Below are 17,304 nucleotides of genomic sequence, written 5' to 3' on the forward strand. Positions count from 1 at the left end.
TCACCTCGATGAACGGGCGCGGGGCCATGCTGCGAACCGTTGCCTACCATCGCGTGGCGGCTGATGGCCCTACCTCGACCCGGGCCACCCTGCAACGTTACGACGCACGCGGGCACAGGGTCGAGCAATGGGATCCGCGACTGTCCGCGCTGGCCGAAACCGACACACAGGTGATGGCCAATCAAACAACCTGTTTCAGCCTGTCGGGGCAGGCACTGCGTAACGAGTCGGTGGACGCAGGCTGGCGCCTCACCCTCTACAATGCGGCCAAACAGACCGCGTTTCGATGGGATGGCCGCGGCACAAGTTCTCGCTGCGATTTCGACGAGCAATTGCGCCCTGTGGCCCTGTTTGAAATAGCCAAAGGGCAAACCGATGAACGGTGTGACGAGCATTTTGTCTACGCTGCAACCGGCCCTGAAGATGCCCGGCGTAACCGATGTGGCCGCGTGCTGCGTCACGACGACCCCGCAGGCAGCCTGTGGCATGAATCCTTTGCTGTGTCAGGCCAGCCGCTGATTGAAACCCGGCGCTTTTGCACAGCGCTGACCGCTCCCGACTGGCCGGATGCCCCGCTTCAAACCGAGCGTTACACCACCCGCTGGCGCTACAACGCACTGGGCGTGGTGATCGGGCAAACGGACGCTGCTGGCCATGTACGCACGTTTGACGTCGATATCGCAGGGCGCTGCAGCGCCTCGCAACTTGATGGCGTGGCGGTACTTAAAAGCTGCGAGTACAACGCCTTCGATCAGGTGTACCGCGAACAGGCCGGCAACAACGTGCTGACCATCGCCCGCTATTCACCTGTAAACGGTCAACTGCTAAGCCTCAAGGCCACTACCGGGACCGGCCATCTCCTGCAAGACCTGCACTACCAGTACGACCCGGCAGGCAATATCGAGCGCATCCAGGACCAGGCCCAACCCGTGCAATGGTTTGCCCAGCAACGGATTGAAGCCGTCAACACATACCGCTACGACACCCTGTACCAGTTGATCGAAGCCACGGGGAGGGAAAACGCCAGCCAACGCATAGGGCCTGGATTACCGGGGCTGGAGCTCTTTGCCTCCCGGGACGACAGCCGCTGGCGCAACTACAGCCAGACCTACAGCTATGACAGTGGTAATAACCTGACAACGCTCAAACATGACGCAGGTACTGGCAATACGGTTCTGCGCCACATGGCAGTAGCCCATTACAGCAACCGCAGCCTGTTGATGGGCGATGGTGCCGTGGACTTCGCGGGCGGCTTCGATGCCAATGGCAACCAGCAGCAATTGGCTCCCGGGCAGTGGATGCTATGGGATACCCGCAATCAACTGCATCAGGTAACGCAGGTGGTACGCGAGGCACCTGACGGCCAGGATGACGATGTTGAAACCTACATCTACGACAGTGAAGGCCAGCGCGTGCGCAAAGTACGGCGGGCCAAGACGGGCGGTGGCGAGCAGATCAGCCAGGTGCTGTATTTGCCCGGGCTGGAAATTCGTACGCAATACAGTGATGAGGAACTGCATGTCGTGACCGCTCAAGCAGGTCGAAACCATATCCGGGTGCTGCATTGGGCAGGCATCCATCAGGATCAGTGGCGTTACAGCCTGAACGATCACCTGGGCAGCAGTACCCTTGAGCTGAATGAAACAGGCGAACTGATCAGTCAGGAGAGCTTCTACCCGTTTGGCGGCACTTCGTGGTGGGCGGCCCGCAGCATGGTGCATGCCCAGTACAAGACTGCGCGTTACTCAGGCAAGGAGCGGGATGCGACCGGGTTGTATTACTACGGAATGCGGTATTACGCGCCTTGGTTGCAACGGTGGATCAGCACTGACCCGGCGGGAGAGATCGATGGGCTGAATATCTACGCGATGCTCAATAACAACCCGATCACCTACAGAGACTTGAAAGGCTTGGTCAAGGACAAGGCCGTCCCAAATGTGATTCACCACTTCTGGCAAGGCGATCTCAAAAACCTGGAACAGCACCACTCCAACTTGAGAAAAATTTCACAGACGAACAGCACCTACAAAGTTGAATTGCATGTGCTGCCCAACCCTGATCAAGAGGCTCATCTAGCAGCCCTGCAAAGCAGTCTGGGCAGCGGTGTAAAAGTCAGCAATATCAAAGACGAGAAGTGGTTTAAACAATTTCAAAAGAAGGAGCGTTACCAACAATTTGAAGCCTCAAGAAACGGAGAGCGTTCCCACCTTGCATCCGGATCAGACATCATAAAAACCGAGCTGACTTACAAACTGGGGGGTGTTTTCAATGACGTTGACAACGTGCCTATCGCGCCCCTGCCCTCAACCCTCCAGCACAAGGAAAATACTTTAATGACCGCCGGCCCCACTCAATTCAATCGGTGGGGAGGCGAGAAAGGCATTCATTCCAGCACCTTCGCAACTTATAAAAAAAACCCGATACTGAAAGAAATGAACAAGGAAAGTTTTAAAAAATTTAAAGCCATGCAACACATTATTTACCGCAGAAATGAACAGACCGCCAACCCTGATGACCATTTCAAAATGATCTCAGAAACCGCAGGTTCACTACATTTTTCCCGCGAACTCAAGCGGCTGGATACAGGCTTTAATACCGCACTGGAAAAACTGATGCTGACCAGCAACAAATATGATGAAGGCAACATCATATTTGATAAATATTTCAAGCCCACCACCACCACGGGCGCAGGAGCGTTTGATGAAGATCAGATGATTGCACTTTTAAATGCAATGTCCGCACCCGGCCATGTCATGATTTGATCTAACTCGGGGTTGAGTTGAGCAACACTCAACCCCGGATTTTCTTGCCCAGGTATCGACCTGCCCGCCTCAAGCCCCCACCAACCCCGCCCGCGCCTGCAAGCTCAAATGCGCCTGCTCGCCCGGGGCAAGGGCCTGGTTATGGGTACCGCCGCTGGTGGACTCCACGCACACAAAACCCATCACTTCGTTCCAGCTCACGCCCAGCAACGGCCGCTTGCCAGGATGCCAGACCACTGTACTGCCCTGATCACCCGTGTCGATGCTCAAGGCCCGTTGCCAGGCATGATCATTGAGCTGCATTTCCCCCTCATGCTGGAATACCCGCTGACACCCCCCGCCACCCGCAACTCACCCTTTTGCTGGCAAACCTCACGGTTCAACTGGTCGTAGCCGTGTACCCCGTCCAGGCCAGACAGCGCTACCTCGGCAACATCACCAATACGCCAATACGCGCGCAGCGCCTGGCTCACCTGGCAGGGTTCGTCGTCCTGGTGTTCGGTGCTCAGGCGCAACTCCATTTCTTCGCCCAGGCGTGCATGCAAATCCACCTGCCAATCGCACAACTGCAAGCGCCAGTGCAGGCTCACACCTTCTTCGTCGCTGCTGCTGTCGAGCAGTTTCCAGTCGATCAAGCGCGCCCAGCCGTGGGATGGCCATGCGTTCTCACTGGGGTGGCGACCATACCAGGGCCAGAAGATCGGTACTCCACCGCGGATCGCACCCACCTGCGGCCACTTGGCAGCGCACCACAGCCAGGGTTTCTGCCCGGTTGGCTTGAAGTGCAGCAACTGCGCGCCCTGACGGCTGAACACCGCCTGGCAATGTGGATGGTCGATCACCAGCACGTCGCGCTGCTGAAAGCGCTCCCACTGGAAGATCGGCTGCTCACGCCTGGATTTGAAAAAACGGTGAAGCGGATGCTCATGCATGTGCCGCAGTCCTGAAATTCATGCGCCGAGGTGTGCAGCCCCGAAAAAAAGCGGATAGCCAAGGCTATCCGCTGGGAAAACAAGGAGCTTAGCGCATTTAGAACGTCGACTGAATTTTCAGTCCGGCCACCAATGCGTTGTCTACCTGGTCCACACCACCCGGGTGAGTGATGTACTGCAGGTTTGGACGCACCGTCAGCCAGTTGGTCACATGGAAGCCGTAGTTGAGTTCGTAGTTGTACTCGGTGTTGCGCAGCGGCGTGTACAGCGGGTCACTGTAGTCGGTGGCGCCAATGGAAGCGTTAATCAGCTCGGCGCTTTTCTTCACGTCGTCGTTAACGTGGATACGGGCGGCACCAATGCCGATGTCATCCTTGGGCCGGGCATCGAACGGGCCCTTGTACACGAACATCAGCGACTGGTAGTTGTCGACGATATTGGTGGCCTTGTCGTGGAAGGTGGCGTTGGCCGCGATATGCAGACCGCGCGCGGCATCACCGTTGTGGCTGGTGAGCTGCTGTTGCACGACAAACCAGTAACCGTGCTTGCTGTCGCGTACGCGGTAGTCCTCACCATCATTGGTGATATTGACCTTCACGTCATCGGCAGGTGCAGTGCTCTTGTAGTAACCAACGCGGTATTCGCCCGGCAGGTCGTTGACCTTGGGCGACCACACCAGCTCAACCGGCAATACGGTACCCTTGGTGCCACTGCCGCTGAGCTTGAAGCCGTTGCCGTGCTCCAGTTGCGACGGGTTCTGGTTGTAGGCACCGATTTGTGCGTACAGCTGCGGCGTGATGTTGTACTTGACCCGCAGTGCCGCCTGGCTGACCGGCCAGTTGTACCAGAGGTTGGTGGCCCAGTTACCCACTTGCGAGCCACAGAACGCCAGGTTCTGGAATTCGCACGGGAAGGTGTTGAAGTCTTCGCCTTCGCCGAAATAACCGGCCTTGACGTCCAGCTTGCCATCGAGGAACTGGTGCTGAATCCACAATTGGGTCAGGCGCACCATATGGCCACGACCATAGACTTCCTGCGAGGAGCTCAGGGTGCCGGCACGCGGATCACCGACACGGTCATTGGAGATGTTCTGACCATTACGGTTGGTCAGCTGGATCTTGGCCTGGGTGTTGTCCCAGCCCCACAGCTTTTGCAGGTCCAGGGCTACGCCCAGGCCAAACTGGTCGCTGTAGCGCGCGGTCTTGTCGTCGTTGTAGCCGCCATGCAGGTTGGCGCCCACTTCACCGACGTAATCGGCCTTGATGTCGATACCCTGCTCGATCAGTTTGGTGCGCTCACCGCCCCAGTCGCCGGTCATCCATTTCGAATCGGCACTGAAGGCTTCGTCAGCGTAGACACTGCTTGCACCCAGGCTCAGCGCCACAATGGCCGACAGCTGGCAAGCCAGACGGGTACGGGTCATTCTGTTAGTCATCCCTTAAATCCTCGTTGTTTTCTTATTGGCTTTGTTTAACGCGGCACCACTCAAGGAGGCCCGGTAACAGGCTCCCTGTTGACTTAACGACCCTTGAATTGCGCCACGTTATCAGCCCGGCCTTGAGCCTGGGGCGAGCTCATCGCCCCCAGACGCTCACCCGTATTCGCATCAAACAGTAGCACTTTGGCAGGATCGAACTGCAAATTGAGGCTCTGGCCGACCGCAGGTGCATCGTCGGGGGCCAGGCGGCAGCACACCTTGATGCCATTGAGGGTGACAAAAACCAGAGTGTCCGGGCCGGTTGGCTCTACAACCTGCACTTCGGCGCGAATCACCGGCAGGCCATTGGCCTCGGCTGGGGCCAGCACAATCTGCTCGGCGCGGATGCCCACGATCACGTCGCGGTCTTCGAGGCCGGCGTCCTGCATGCCCAGGGGCAGTTCGCAGCGCGCCTGGCCGCTGTCGAGCAGGGCCAGCAGACGGCCTTCGCGGCGTTGCAAGCGCAGGGGGATAAAGTTCATCGGCGGCGAGCCAATAAAACTGGCCACAAACAGGTTGGCCGGGTCGTTGTAGATCTGCCTGGGGGTACCGAACTGCTGGATGATGCCGTCCTTCATCACCGCCACCTTGTCACCCAGGGTCATGGCCTCGATCTGGTCGTGGGTCACATAGACGGTGGTGGTTTTGAGGCGCTGGTGCATCAGTTTCATTTCGGTACGCATCTCGACCCGCAGCTTGGCGTCGAGGTTGGACAGCGGTTCGTCAAACAGGTAAATCTTCGGCCGCCGCGCCAGCGCCCGGCCCATCGCCACCCGCTGCTGCTGGCCGCCGGACAACTGGCCGGGTTTACGGCCCAGCAGGTGTTCGATTTGCAGCAGCTTGGACACCCGCGCCACCTCTTCATCAATGGCTGCAGCGCTCATCTTGCGGATCTTCAGGCCAAAGGCGATGTTGTCGCGCACGCTCATGGTCGGGTACAGCGCATAGGACTGAAACACCATGGCGATATCACGGTCCTTGGGGCTCATGCCGCTGATATCGGCATCGTCCACCAGGATCGCCCCGCCACTGATGGTCTCAAGCCCGGCGATGCAGTTCATCAGGGTCGATTTGCCGCAGCCCGAAGGCCCGACCAGAATCAGGAACTCGCCGTCATCAATTTTAAGCTCGATGTTTTTCAGCGTGTCCGGCAAACCCTTGCCGTAGGATTTATTTACGTTGCGTAATTCGAGAGTCGCCATGCTTTACCCCTTGACCGCGCCGGACGTCAGCCCGCGCAGAAAATACTTGCCCGCAAAGATGTAGACCAGCAGCGTCGGCAGCCCCGCGATCATGGCCGCGGCCATATCAACGTTGTATTCCTTGGCGCCGGTGCTGGTATTGACCAGGTTATTGAGCGCCACCGTAATCGGCTGCGCATCACCACTGGCAAACACCACACCAAACAGAAAGTCGTTCCAGATTTGAGTGAACTGCCAGATCAGGCAGACCATGACGATGGGCACCGACATGGGCAGCAGGATGCGCCCGAAGATCGTGAAAAAGCCCGCACCGTCCAACCGCGCAGCCTTGACCAAGGCATCCGGGATGCTGACGTAGTAGTTGCGGAAAAACAGCGTGGTAAAGGCCAGGCCGTACACCACATGCACCAGCACCAGGCCGGTGGTGGTATTGGCCAGGCCCAGTTTGCCGATGGTGAACGAGGCCGGCAGCAGCACGGTTTGGAACGGCAGGAAGCAACCGAATAGCAGCAGGCCGAAAAACAGCTGCGAGCCGCGAAAACGCCACATCGACAAGACATACCCGTTCATGGCGCCGATAAAGGTCGAGATCAGCACGGCCGGTACGGTGATTTTCACCGAGTTCCAGAAATACCCGCCCACCGTGTCCCAGGCCTTGATCCAGCCGATGCCGTCGATCACCTGCGGCCAGCTCAACAGGTTGCCGGTACGGATGTCTTCGGGGCTTTTGAAACTGGTAAGCAGCATCACCACCAGCGGCACCAGGTACACCGCCGCCGCCAGGATCAGGGTGGCGTAGATCGCCACACGGCTGAAGGTAAAACGCTGTGCATTAATCATGGCGCTTGTTCCTCAGCTCGGAGTACAGATACGGCACGAGAATGGCCAGGATCGCCCCCAGCATCATGATCGCACTGGCAGAACCCACACCCATTTGCCCACGGCTGAATGTGAACGAATACATGAACATCGCGGGCAAGTCCGAGGAGTAACCCGGGCCACCGGCGGTCATCGCCGACACCAGGTCGAAGCTCTTGATGGCAATGTGCGCGAGGATCATGAAGGCGCTGAAAAACACCGGGCGCAGGCTCGGCAATACAATGCGCAGGTAGATGGTCGGCAAGCTTGCACCGTCGACCTGGGCGGCACGAATGATCGACTGATCGACCCCGCGCAACCCGGCCAGGAACATCGCCATCACAAACCCCGAGGCCTGCCATACCGCCGCGATCACCAGGCAGTACACCACCCGGTCCTGGTCCAGCAGCCAGTCAAAGCGAAAACCTTCCCAGCCCCAGTCACGGAGCATCTTGTCCAGGCCCAGGCCGGGGTTGAGCAGCCATTTCCAGGCCGTACCGGTGACGATCATCGACAGCGCCATCGGGTACAGGTAAATGGTGCGGATAAAGCCTTCCTTGCGGATCCGCTGGTCGAGCAGTATCGCCAGGAATACGCCGATCACCAGGCTGATGACGATAAACATGCCGCCAAACACCGCCAGGTTCTTGCTAGCGACCCACCAGCGGTCGTTAGCCATCAATCGTGCATATTGCTGCAGGCCCACCCACTGGTAGCTGGGCATAAAGCTGGAGTTGGTGAACGAGAGCAGGAACGTCCAAAAAATGTAGCCATAAAAGCCGACCAATACGATCAGCATGCTCGGCGCCAAAACCAGCTTGGGCAACCAGCGCTGCAGCGCATCAAAGGGCGAGGCCTTGCTGAACACAGCCACGGAACTCATCGAAATACTCCCGGCAGGGTATGCCGGCACCTGCCAACGCAGATGCCGCACAACCAGGGACAAGGGGGGAGCCACGCGCAAGGCGTGGCGGGTCAACTCAACGAATTACTGTGCCGACTTGATGGCCGAGTAGAGCTTTTTCCCGGCCGTGGCCGGGTCGGCATTCTTGTCGCTCATAAAGTTGCTCACCGTGTCGAAAATCGCGCCCTGCACTGCCAGCGAGGTGGCCATGTTGTGCGCCATGCTCGGCAGCTGGCCGTGGGTTTTGCCGGCTTCGGCGAAGTCTTTGGCGGAGGCCTGGGCACAGCTGTCGAACTTGCTCATGTCCAGGTCACTGCGTACCGGGATCGAGCCCTTGTTCTGGTTGAACACGTACTGGAATTCAGGCTCCAGCGCGACCTTGGCCACGTCGTTTTGCGCGGCGATATTGCCCGGCGTGTTGTTTTTCGCCGAGAGCTTGAACATTGCCAGCGAGTCGATGTTGTAGGTGAAGCTGCCTTGGGTGCCCGGGAACGGCACGCACTCGAAATCAGTACCGGCCTTTTTACCCGCCGCCGCCCATTCGCTTTTCGCCCAGTCGCCCATGATCTGCATGCCGGCCTTGCCGTTGATCACCTTGGCGGCTTCCAGGTTCCAGTCCTGGCCAGTGCCGTCCGGGTCCATGTAGCCCTGGAGTTTTTTCAGGTGACTGAACACTTCAGCCATTTGCGGGCCAGTGAGGGTTTTTTCATCAAGGTCGACGAACGCTTTTTTGTAGCCTTCAGGGCCCATGACACTCAGCACCAGGTCTTCAAAGACCGTGCTGTCCTGCCAGGGCTGGCCACCGTGGGCCAGGGGGATAAAGCCGGCAGCCTTGAGCTTGTCGCCCGCCGCATAGAGTTCTTCGAGGGTGGTGGGGGCCTTGGCAATGCCGGCTTTCTTGAAGACTTCGGGGTTGATCCACAACCAGTTCACCCGGTGGATGTTCACCGGCACCGCCACATAGTGGCCGTTGTATTTCATGGTGTCGGAGACGGTCTTGGACAGCATCGCGTCCCAGTTATTGGCCTTGGACACCTCATCGAGGTTGGTCAACAACCCCAGTGCGCCCCACTCTTGCAAGTCAGGGCCCTTGATCTGTGCCGCTGACGGCGGGTTGCCCGATACGGCGCGGGTCTTGAGCACGGTCATGGCCGCGGCACCGCCACCGCCGGCTACAGCGCTGTCCTGCCAGGTGTAACCGTCTTTTTCGATCAGTTTTTTCAGTACATCAACCGCTTTGGCTTCACCACCGGATGTCCACCAATGCACCACTTCAACCGTGCCTTTGGAGTCGGCAGGGGCGGCAGCATAAGCACCCAGGGGGAACAGTGTGGCAAGCGAAATGACAACGGCGAGGCGATTGAATGAATTCATGTCGAGACCTTTCTTGTTGTTATAGCTGTGCAAGTCTTTTGCTTGCGCTGCCAAAGAGTTTATCCATCAGGGGCGACCCGCGCGTAACGAACAGACGGGCAAATGTCACAAGCTGGTGACATAGCAGCTCGGCGAGCCCCTGGTTCCAAAAAATACTTCGACTGAGTCCAGATGTGCATTCTCAAAACCCCTGAAGCGGTGCCTACAACCTGGCAAAGCAATTTCTGCGTTGCATGTAGGACGCATCCCGAAGTCGTTTCCCCACGTTGAACCTGAAAATAACTTCAGCGAGTCTGCAACACGTCGCCACAATTCAAGAACGGATGCAGGTCCCCATCAGGAGATGTGACTCATGCCAAAACATCAGGCTGCGCCCCGCAACCACTGCTTTATTTGCCTGCTCAAACACCACGACGGTTGCCCCTACGCCTGGAAACTCGATATCCAGCGCTCAGGCAAAGTGCATATTCACCTGTTCAACTTCGCCGATTACGGCGGCGAGGCCGCAGCCCTGGAAGCGGCCGAAACCCTGCGTAACGAACTGGTGCTGAAAATGCCCCAGGTGTTCACCTACGAAAGCCGCCAGCGCCTGATGCCCCACAACACCAGCGGCCACCCGGGGGTGTACCGGGTGCAGTCCAACCATATTGACTACTGGCGCGCGACCACCCGGATTCACGGCTATAACCTGAGCAAAAGCTTTCGTGTGGACCGCTATGGCGAGGAGCAGGTCAAACAGTTGGCGCTGCAAGAGCGCGAGCGACAACTGAGCCTGTGCAACGACCCCTATGACGTGGCGATGGAAAAGCTGCAAAAGCACTTCAGCCAGACCAGCAGGCGCGTGCGCGAAAACCGTATCAATGCCGCCATGAATACGCCCCGCCCGGCCAAACCGGCGATTGAGAAGTGCTCAAGTAGCAATCGGGAGCCCCTGCTGCCCATCAGCCCCGAGCAGGCGAGCCTGTCGATCAATCGCCATTTCGCGGCAAGTGCAAAGTAACCCGCAACCCGCCGGCGCGCAGGTTTTGCAAACTGACTTCGCCGCCGTGGCTATGGGCAATGCTGCGGGCAATCCCCAGCCCCAGGCCGTAACCCTGTTGTTGTCCGGCCAGGCGAAAGTGCGGTTCAAAGACCTGCTCCAGACGTTGCTCGGGCACCCCCGGCCCCTCATCGTCAACGGTGAGCACAAACGCCTGTTCATTGTCATCGATCCGCAAGTGGGCGTTTTTGCCGTACTTGAGCGCGTTGTCGATCAGGTTGCCCATGCAGCGCCGCAGCGCCAGGGGTTTGCCGGGATAAGGGCGCAAGGCTCGCCCCTGTAGCGTCACGCGACCATTACCCTGGGGTCGCAAATAGGGTTCGATCAAACAATCGAGCAGGTGATTCAAGTCCACGGGCTCGATATTTTCGTGAATATCGGTGTCTTTTACGCATTGCAGCGCCCCCTTGACCAGCATTTCCAGCTCGTCCAGATCACGGCCGAACTTGTGTTGCAGTTGCTCGTCTTCCAGCAACTCGACGCGCAGCCGCAGGCGGGTGATGGGCGTGCGCAGGTCATGGGAAATGGCGCTGAACAACTGGCTGCGCTCCGTCAGGTAACGGCTGATGCGGGCACGCATGGTGTTAAGGGCACGCCCCACTTCAACCACTTCGCTGCCCCCGCCCACCTCGACCGGCTTGACCTCGTCCTCACCCAGCGACATATCCCGGGCAGCCCGGGCCAGACGTTTGAGCGGGCGGCTTTGCCAGTGCACCAGCAGGCCGATGAACAGCAGTAAAAAAACACTGCTGAGCACAATAAACCACACCTGCAGCGCGGGCAGCCCTTCTTCTTCAAGGCTGGTATAGGGCTGGGGCAGCAGGGAGGCGATATACAACCACTCTCCGGGCACCATCTGGATTTGCGTCACCAGTACCGGCGGGTTGACCGGCTCCAGGGTCAAGGCAAAGTGCGCCCAGGAACGGGGCAGCTCGTCGAGCTTGAGGCCAGCATTGAAAATCCGCAGGTCCTGGGGGCTGACAAATCTTACCGACATATCGACATTGGGCCCCACGGCCTCGCGCAACACCTGATCCACCGCATCCAGCACCGCCTGCTTGCGCTGGGTGATCGGCAACACCTGCATATCCAGCGGCTTGTCATTGAGGCTGACAACAAACCGCGTACCGCCCATGCTGCGCAGCTGGTCCAGCACCAGCGGGCGATAGGCCAGCGGCAAGGAACGCAGGTAGGTCACGGTGGCGTTCATCGAGTGCGCCATGCTGCGCGCACTGTTGACCAGGCCTTCGAGCTGGGTGGTGCGCAACTGCGACAGCCAGATGGCACTCGACAGGGTTTGCGCCAGCAAAATGGCCAGCAAGGTGAGCAACAACATGCGCCCCAGCAGTGAGCGTGGCATATGCCATTGGCGCAGAGGTTTAAAGCTCATTGGCGGTCGAGACCTGGGCCGCCAGCTGATAACCGCTGCCGCGGATGGTGCGGATCAGCCGAGGAGGCTTGTCGGTGTCGCGCAGACGCTGGCGCAAGCGGCTGACCGCCATGTCGACGATGCGATCGAGGGGCATCAGCTCACGCCCACGGGTGGCATTGCCGATGGTATCGCGGTCGAGAATCTGCTGGGGGTTGTCCAGGAACAGCTTGAGCAGGGCGAAATCGGCCCCCGACAGGATCACCTCTTCGCCATCGGTGTGGAACAGCCGGTGGGTGACGGTATTGAGCCGCCACTCCTCAAATGCCAGCACTTCGTTGCCCGAGGCCGGAGCGGCAAAGTGCGCCCTGCGCAATAACGCCTTGATCCGCGCCAGCAATTCACGGGGGCTGAAGGGCTTGCCCAGGTAATCGTCGGCGCCCAGTTCCAGGCCGATGATGCGGTCGGCTTCGTCGGAACTGGCGGTCAGCATGATGATCGGGACCTGGGCAAAGCGCGGATGCTGGCGCACCCAGCGGCACAGGCTGAAACCGTCTTCATCAGGCAACATGACATCGAGGATCAGCAGATCGCTCGCCGCGCTGTCCAGTGCTTCGCGAAAACCGCCACCATCGCCCACAGTGCGCACCTGAAAACCGGCGCGGGTGAGATAGATATCAAGAAGTTCTCGAATTTCCTGGTCATCATCGACCAGCAAAATGGATTTGCCGGGTGTGCTCACAGTGGTGTTCCTTATTGTTTTTATACGGCAATCCCAACTCTGTGGGAGCGGGCTTGCTCGCGATGGAACCGCAGAGGTTTACCTGACAGACCGCAGCGTCTTGATCGCGGGCAAGCCCGCTCCCACAGTCAAATCGCTGCTATCAGCCAAACGCCTGCTGCAACGCCACTCCCGCGCCGATCAGGCCCGGGTACGGTGCCGTCACCAGCCACACCGGAATACCCTTGAGGTAGTCACTCATGCAGCCCTTGTCGGCAAAACTGCGGGCAAAACCACTGGCCAGGAAGATATCGGCAAAGCGCGGAATCACACCACCGACGATATACACCCCGCCACGCCCGCCAATGGTCAGCACATTGTTGCCCGCCACACGCCCCAGCCAGCAACTGAAATGCTCCAGAACCTGCAGCGCTACAGGATCACCCGCCAAAGCAGCAGCGGTAATGGCACGGTCACTGTCCAGTACCGGCGTATGGCCATCCACTGCACAAATCGCCCGATAGACCCGCGGCAAGCCACTGCCGCTCAAAATGCTCTCGGCACTGACATGACCGATTTCATTGTAGATGTGCTGCCACAACTGCACTTCACGCGGGTTGCTCATGGGCAGGTCAACGTGCCCGCCCTCCCCCGGCAAGGCCATGAACTGGCCCTCGCCGAGGTTGAGCAAGGTGCCCACCCCCAGCCCGGTGCCCGGCCCGATCACGACCGCCGGACGCGTCGGGTCGACAATGCCCGGGCAAACCTGGCGCACGTCTTCGGGTTGCAGGCGGGTCATGCCCAGGGCCATCGCGCTGAAGTCGTTGATCAGCAGCAGATTGTCGATGTGCAACGCCTGACAAAAGCCCGAGCGGCTCAAGCGCCAATGGTTGTTGGTAAAGCGGAATTCATCGCCACTCACCGGGCCGGCCACCGACAGGCACACCGAGCCTACAGAGCCCGGGGCCAGTTGCAGCGTGTCCAGGTACAGCTTGATGGCATCTTCCGGGCAGGCGAAGTCTGCCGTGGGCAACACGCTGACCGAATGCAACTGGTCGTTTTCCCACAGCGCAAAACGTGCGTTGGTACCGCCAATATCACCGACCAGAGCGAGCTTCATTTAAGGTTTTCCAGGGACGAGGTAAAGGTGCTCGCGCCCTGCTCGGCCGAACTGAAGGCCTGACGCATAAACGCAAACAACTCACGCCCGGTGCCGACGGCATTATCCAGCGTGCCGACAGCCGGGGTGCGTGCGGCAAATTCTGCCTCATCCACCAGCAGTTGCAACGTACCTTTTACCCCGTCCACGCGAATCATGTCGCCGTCCTGAACCCGCGCCAGCGCGCCGCCAATCGAAGCCTCGGGGCTGACATGAATGGCTGCCGGGATCTTGCCCGACGCGCCTGACATCCGCCCGTCGGTAATCAGTGCCACTTTGAAGCCGCGGTCCTGCAATACACCCAGAAACGGCGTCATCTTGTGCAGCTCAGGCATGCCGTTGGAACGTGGCCCCTGAAAACGCATCACGGCCACAAAGTCGTGCTCCAGCTCGCCGGCCTTGAACGCATCGGCCAGTTGCTGCTGGTCCTGGAACACCCGCGCCGGGGCTTCGACGATCTGATGCTCCGGCGCGACCGCCGAAACCTTCATCACGCCACGGCCCAGGTTGCCTTCCATCACCCGCAGGCCACCCTCGGCAGAAAATGCACGCGCTACCGGACGCAGGATCGACTCGTCGAGGCTTTCAATCGGGCCTTCGCGCCAGACCAGTTCGCCATCCACCAGGAACGGTTCGCGGGTGTAACGGCTCAGGCCATAGCCCGCCACCGTGTTGACGTTTTCGTGAAGCAGCCCGGCTTCCAGCAGTTCGCGAATCAGGAACGCCATGCCGCCGGCGGCCTGGAAGTGGTTGATATCGGCCTTGCCGTTCGGGTACACGTGGGACAGGGTCGGCACCACTTCGGACAGGTCAGCCATGTCCTGCCAGGTCAGCTGGATACCCGCCGACATGGCAATCGCCGGCATGTGCAGGGTGTGGTTGGTCGAGCCGCCAGTGGCGTGTAGGGCCACGATGGAGTTGACCAGCGAACGCTCGTCCACGATCTCGCCCAGCGGCATGAAATCGCCATTTTGCTTGGTCAGACGGGTAACCTGATGGGCGGCTTCACGCGTCAGTGCATCACGCAATGGCGTGTACGGATTGACGAAAGAGGCGCCCGGCAAGTGCAGGCCCATGACTTCCATCAGCAACTGGTTGGTGTTGGCGGTGCCATAGAACGTACAGGTGCCGGGGCTGTGGTAGGACTTCATCTCCGACTCCAGCAGCTCTTCGCGGCTGGCCTTGCCTTCGGCGTAGCGCTGACGCACGTCGGCTTTTTCCTTGTTGGAAATACCCGACGGCATCGGCCCGCCCGGCACAAAGATGGTCGGCAAGTGACCAAAACGCAGTGCGCCCATCAACAGGCCCGGCACGATCTTGTCGCAAATACCCAGCATCAGCGCTGCATCGAACATGTTGTGGGAAAGCGCCACGGCCGTGGACAAGGCAATCACTTCGCGGCTCAGCAGGCTCAGTTCCATGCCCGGCTCGCCCTGGGTCACGCCGTCACACATGGCTGGCGTGCCACCTGCAAACTGGCCCACGGAGCCAATTTCACGCAGGGCTTTTTTGATTTGCTCAGGGAAGTGCTCGTACGGCTGATGTGCCGAAAGCATGTCGTTATATGACGAAACAATTGCCACGTTGGCCGCGTTCATCATCCGCAGGCTGTTTTTATCTTCAGTGCCACACCCTGCCACGCCGTGGGCGAAGTTCGCGCATTGCAGCTTGCCGCGTTGCGGGCCGTCGCCGGCAGCGCCACGAATAAGCGCCAGATACGCCTCGCGGGTGGCACGACTGCGGGCAATAAGACGCTCGGTGACTTCAAGAACGCGGGGATGCATGTGTTGAACTCCAGGCTAACGGATGTGGCGACCTGTGCGTGTCCTATGCTGACCGAAGGGCTCCGGGGAGCGACTTCAATCATTCGGACCCGTTGATTCAGGTCACTCGTTGTAGATAAAACAAAATATTGCCACTTAAATGGCTTGTTTTCTATTTTTATGCGAATAATCTTGTAATTCCAACAACAAATCGATGGCAGGCGCTTTCCATGACTCTACGAATCGCAATCAATGGTTTTGGCCGTATCGGCCGTAACGTCCTGCGCGCACTGTATACCCAAGGCTACCGTCAGGACCTGCAGATCGTCGCCATCAACGATCTGGGTGACAGTACGATCAATGCCCATCTGCTCAAGTACGACACGGTTCACGGCACGTTCGACGCCAATGTCGAACACGATCAGGAAAGCCTGACCGTCAATGGCGACCGCATCAGCGTGACCGCCATTCGCAATCCGGCCGAACTGCCGTGGGCGGCACTGAACATCGATGTGGTGTTTGAATGCACAGGTTTGTTCACTGAACGCAGCAAGGCTCAAGCACATATTACTGCTGGCGCGCGCAAGGTGATTATCTCCGCTCCCGGCAAAAATGCCGATGCGACGGTGGTCTACGGTGTCAACCACGACATTCTGCGCCAATCCCATCACATTATTTCCAATGCTTCCTGCACCACCAACTGCCTGGCACCGGTGGCGCAGATCCTGCACCGCGAGTTCGGCATTGAAAACGGCCTGATGACCACCATCCACGCCTACACCAATGACCAGAACCTGACCGACGTCTACCACTCGGACCCGTACCGCGCACGTTCGGCCACCCAGAACATGATCCCGAGCAAAACCGGCGCCGCCGAAGCCGTGGGCCTGGTATTGCCCGAACTGGCCGGCAAGCTCACCGGCATGGCCGTGCGGGTACCGGTGATCAACGTGTCGCTGGTCGACCTGACCATTGAACTCAAGCGCGAAACCACCGCAGCTGAAGTCAACGCGCTGTTCAAGGAAGCCAGCCAGCATTCCAAGGTACTGGGTTACAACACCCTGCCGCTGGTGTCGAGCGACTTCAACCACAACCCGCTGTCGTCGATCTTCGACGCCAATCACACCAAAGTCAGCGGCAAGCTGCTCAAAGTGCTGGCCTGGTACGACAACGAGTGGGGCTTCTCCAACCGCATGCTCGACAACTGCCTGGCGCTGCACAACGCGGAGTGACGCGATGATCGGTATCAGCTTCACCACGGCCACCCTGGCGGCGCGCAAGCGCATCGCCCTGGTGGCCCATGATCACTGCAAGGGCTTTTTGCTGGACTGGGCCGAGCGCCACAAAGCGCAGCTCAGCCAGCATGACCTGTGCGCCACCGGCACCACCGGGCTGCTGCTGAGCCAGCGCCTGGGGTTGCCGATCGAAAGCATGATCAGCGGCCCCCTGGGCGGTGATCAGCAAGTGGGCGCGCGGATCGCCGAGCAGCGGGTCGACATGCTGGTGTTCTTCTGGGATCCGTTTGAGCCACAGCCCCACGACCCGGACATCAAGGCACTGCTGCGGGTTGCGGCAGTGTGGAACATCCCCGTGGCGTGCAATGAATGCAGCGCCGACTACCTGCTCAGCAGCCCGCTGATGAGCCAGCCCCACGAACACCGCATCCCGGACTACAGCGCGTACCTCAAGGGCCGTGCGTAAGTCAGGCATCTATTGTGTAGCAGCTGCCGAAGGCTGCGTCCGG

13 protein-coding genes and 1 pseudogene are annotated in these 17,304 nt (G+C 59.3%); 4 read left to right on the forward strand and 10 right to left on the reverse strand.

All coding sequences use genetic code 11. The annotated features are described in order from the left end of the window. Window positions 1-230: 230 nt before the first annotated feature. Complete coding sequence (locus BFC21_RS11950) at window positions 231-2,762, forward strand: RHS repeat-associated core domain-containing protein (protein ID WP_162939321.1); 2,532 nt, start codon at window positions 231-233, stop codon at window positions 2,760-2,762. Between the two features lie 69 nt (window positions 2,763-2,831). Here the strand turns inward: BFC21_RS11950 and BFC21_RS11955 are convergent. The 6 genes and pseudogenes from BFC21_RS11955 to BFC21_RS11980 all read right to left on the reverse strand — a co-directional run bounded on the left by BFC21_RS11955 (window position 2,832) and on the right by BFC21_RS11980 (window position 9,509). Beyond that, window positions 2,832-3,694: pseudogene (locus tag BFC21_RS11955) on the reverse strand (D-hexose-6-phosphate mutarotase). Window positions 3,695-3,791: 97 nt separating this feature from the next. Continuing rightward, on the reverse strand, window positions 3,792-5,129 hold the full coding sequence (locus BFC21_RS11960; RefSeq protein ID WP_095004591.1) for a carbohydrate porin: 1,338 nt from the start codon (window positions 5,127-5,129) through the stop codon (window positions 3,792-3,794). Window positions 5,130-5,212: 83 nt separating this feature from the next. After that, window positions 5,213-6,373, reverse strand: coding sequence for an ABC transporter ATP-binding protein (locus tag BFC21_RS11965; protein WP_088377965.1), 1,161 nt, complete (start codon window positions 6,371-6,373; stop codon window positions 5,213-5,215). Window positions 6,374-6,376: 3 nt separating this feature from the next. Beyond that, a complete protein-coding gene (locus BFC21_RS11970; RefSeq protein ID WP_088377966.1) occupies window positions 6,377-7,213 on the reverse strand; it encodes a carbohydrate ABC transporter permease in 837 nt (278 codons plus the stop codon). Next, window positions 7,206-8,114 (reverse strand): carbohydrate ABC transporter permease, encoded by a 909-nt coding sequence (locus BFC21_RS11975; RefSeq protein WP_016782076.1) that lies wholly within the window; start codon window positions 8,112-8,114, stop codon window positions 7,206-7,208. The genes BFC21_RS11970 and BFC21_RS11975 overlap by 8 nt, the downstream gene beginning before the upstream one ends. Before the next feature lie 105 nt (window positions 8,115-8,219). Continuing rightward, window positions 8,220-9,509, reverse strand: a complete 1,290-nt coding sequence (locus BFC21_RS11980) for an ABC transporter substrate-binding protein (RefSeq protein ID WP_088379514.1) — start codon at window positions 9,507-9,509, stop codon at window positions 8,220-8,222. 352 nt (window positions 9,510-9,861) lie between these two features. Between BFC21_RS11980 and BFC21_RS11985 the strand changes: the two genes are divergently transcribed. Continuing rightward, window positions 9,862-10,509, forward strand: a complete 648-nt coding sequence (locus tag BFC21_RS11985; protein ID WP_120266165.1) for an AP2 domain-containing protein — start codon at window positions 9,862-9,864, stop codon at window positions 10,507-10,509. Here BFC21_RS11985 and BFC21_RS11990 read toward each other — a convergent pair. The 4 genes from BFC21_RS11990 to edd all read right to left on the reverse strand — a co-directional run bounded on the left by BFC21_RS11990 (window position 10,478) and on the right by edd (window position 15,581). Then, complete coding sequence (locus BFC21_RS11990; protein ID WP_088377968.1) at window positions 10,478-11,938, reverse strand: ATP-binding protein; 1,461 nt, start codon at window positions 11,936-11,938, stop codon at window positions 10,478-10,480. The two genes, BFC21_RS11985 and BFC21_RS11990, sit on opposite strands and share 32 nt — an antisense overlap. After that, window positions 11,928-12,659 carry a response regulator gene (locus BFC21_RS11995; protein WP_088377969.1) on the reverse strand — a complete coding sequence of 244 codons (732 nt, stop codon included), beginning with the start codon at window positions 12,657-12,659 and terminating at the stop codon, window positions 11,928-11,930. The genes BFC21_RS11990 and BFC21_RS11995 overlap by 11 nt, the downstream gene beginning before the upstream one ends. Before the next feature lie 142 nt (window positions 12,660-12,801). Continuing rightward, the gene (locus BFC21_RS12000) at window positions 12,802-13,758 is read right to left on the reverse strand and encodes a glucokinase (RefSeq protein ID WP_016782071.1); all 957 of its coding nucleotides are present in this window, start codon (window positions 13,756-13,758) and stop codon (window positions 12,802-12,804) included. Continuing rightward, a complete protein-coding gene (gene edd / locus BFC21_RS12005; RefSeq protein ID WP_088377970.1) occupies window positions 13,755-15,581 on the reverse strand; it encodes a phosphogluconate dehydratase in 1,827 nt (608 codons plus the stop codon). The genes BFC21_RS12000 and edd overlap by 4 nt, the downstream gene beginning before the upstream one ends. 209 nt (window positions 15,582-15,790) lie before the next feature. Between edd and gap the strand changes: the two genes are divergently transcribed. Then, window positions 15,791-16,792, forward strand: a complete 1,002-nt coding sequence (gene gap, locus BFC21_RS12010; RefSeq protein ID WP_088377971.1) for a type I glyceraldehyde-3-phosphate dehydrogenase — start codon at window positions 15,791-15,793, stop codon at window positions 16,790-16,792. A 4-nt stretch (window positions 16,793-16,796) separates the two neighbouring features. Beyond that, the gene (locus BFC21_RS12015; RefSeq protein ID WP_088377972.1) at window positions 16,797-17,261 is read left to right on the forward strand and encodes a methylglyoxal synthase; all 465 of its coding nucleotides are present in this window, start codon (window positions 16,797-16,799) and stop codon (window positions 17,259-17,261) included. The last annotated feature ends 43 nt before the right edge of the window (window positions 17,262-17,304 follow it).

Origin of the sequence: Pseudomonas sp. TMW 2.1634, from assembly GCF_001703595.1 — a bacterium.
In the GTDB taxonomy this organism is placed as follows: Bacteria; Pseudomonadota; Gammaproteobacteria; order Pseudomonadales; family Pseudomonadaceae; genus Aquipseudomonas; species Aquipseudomonas fragi.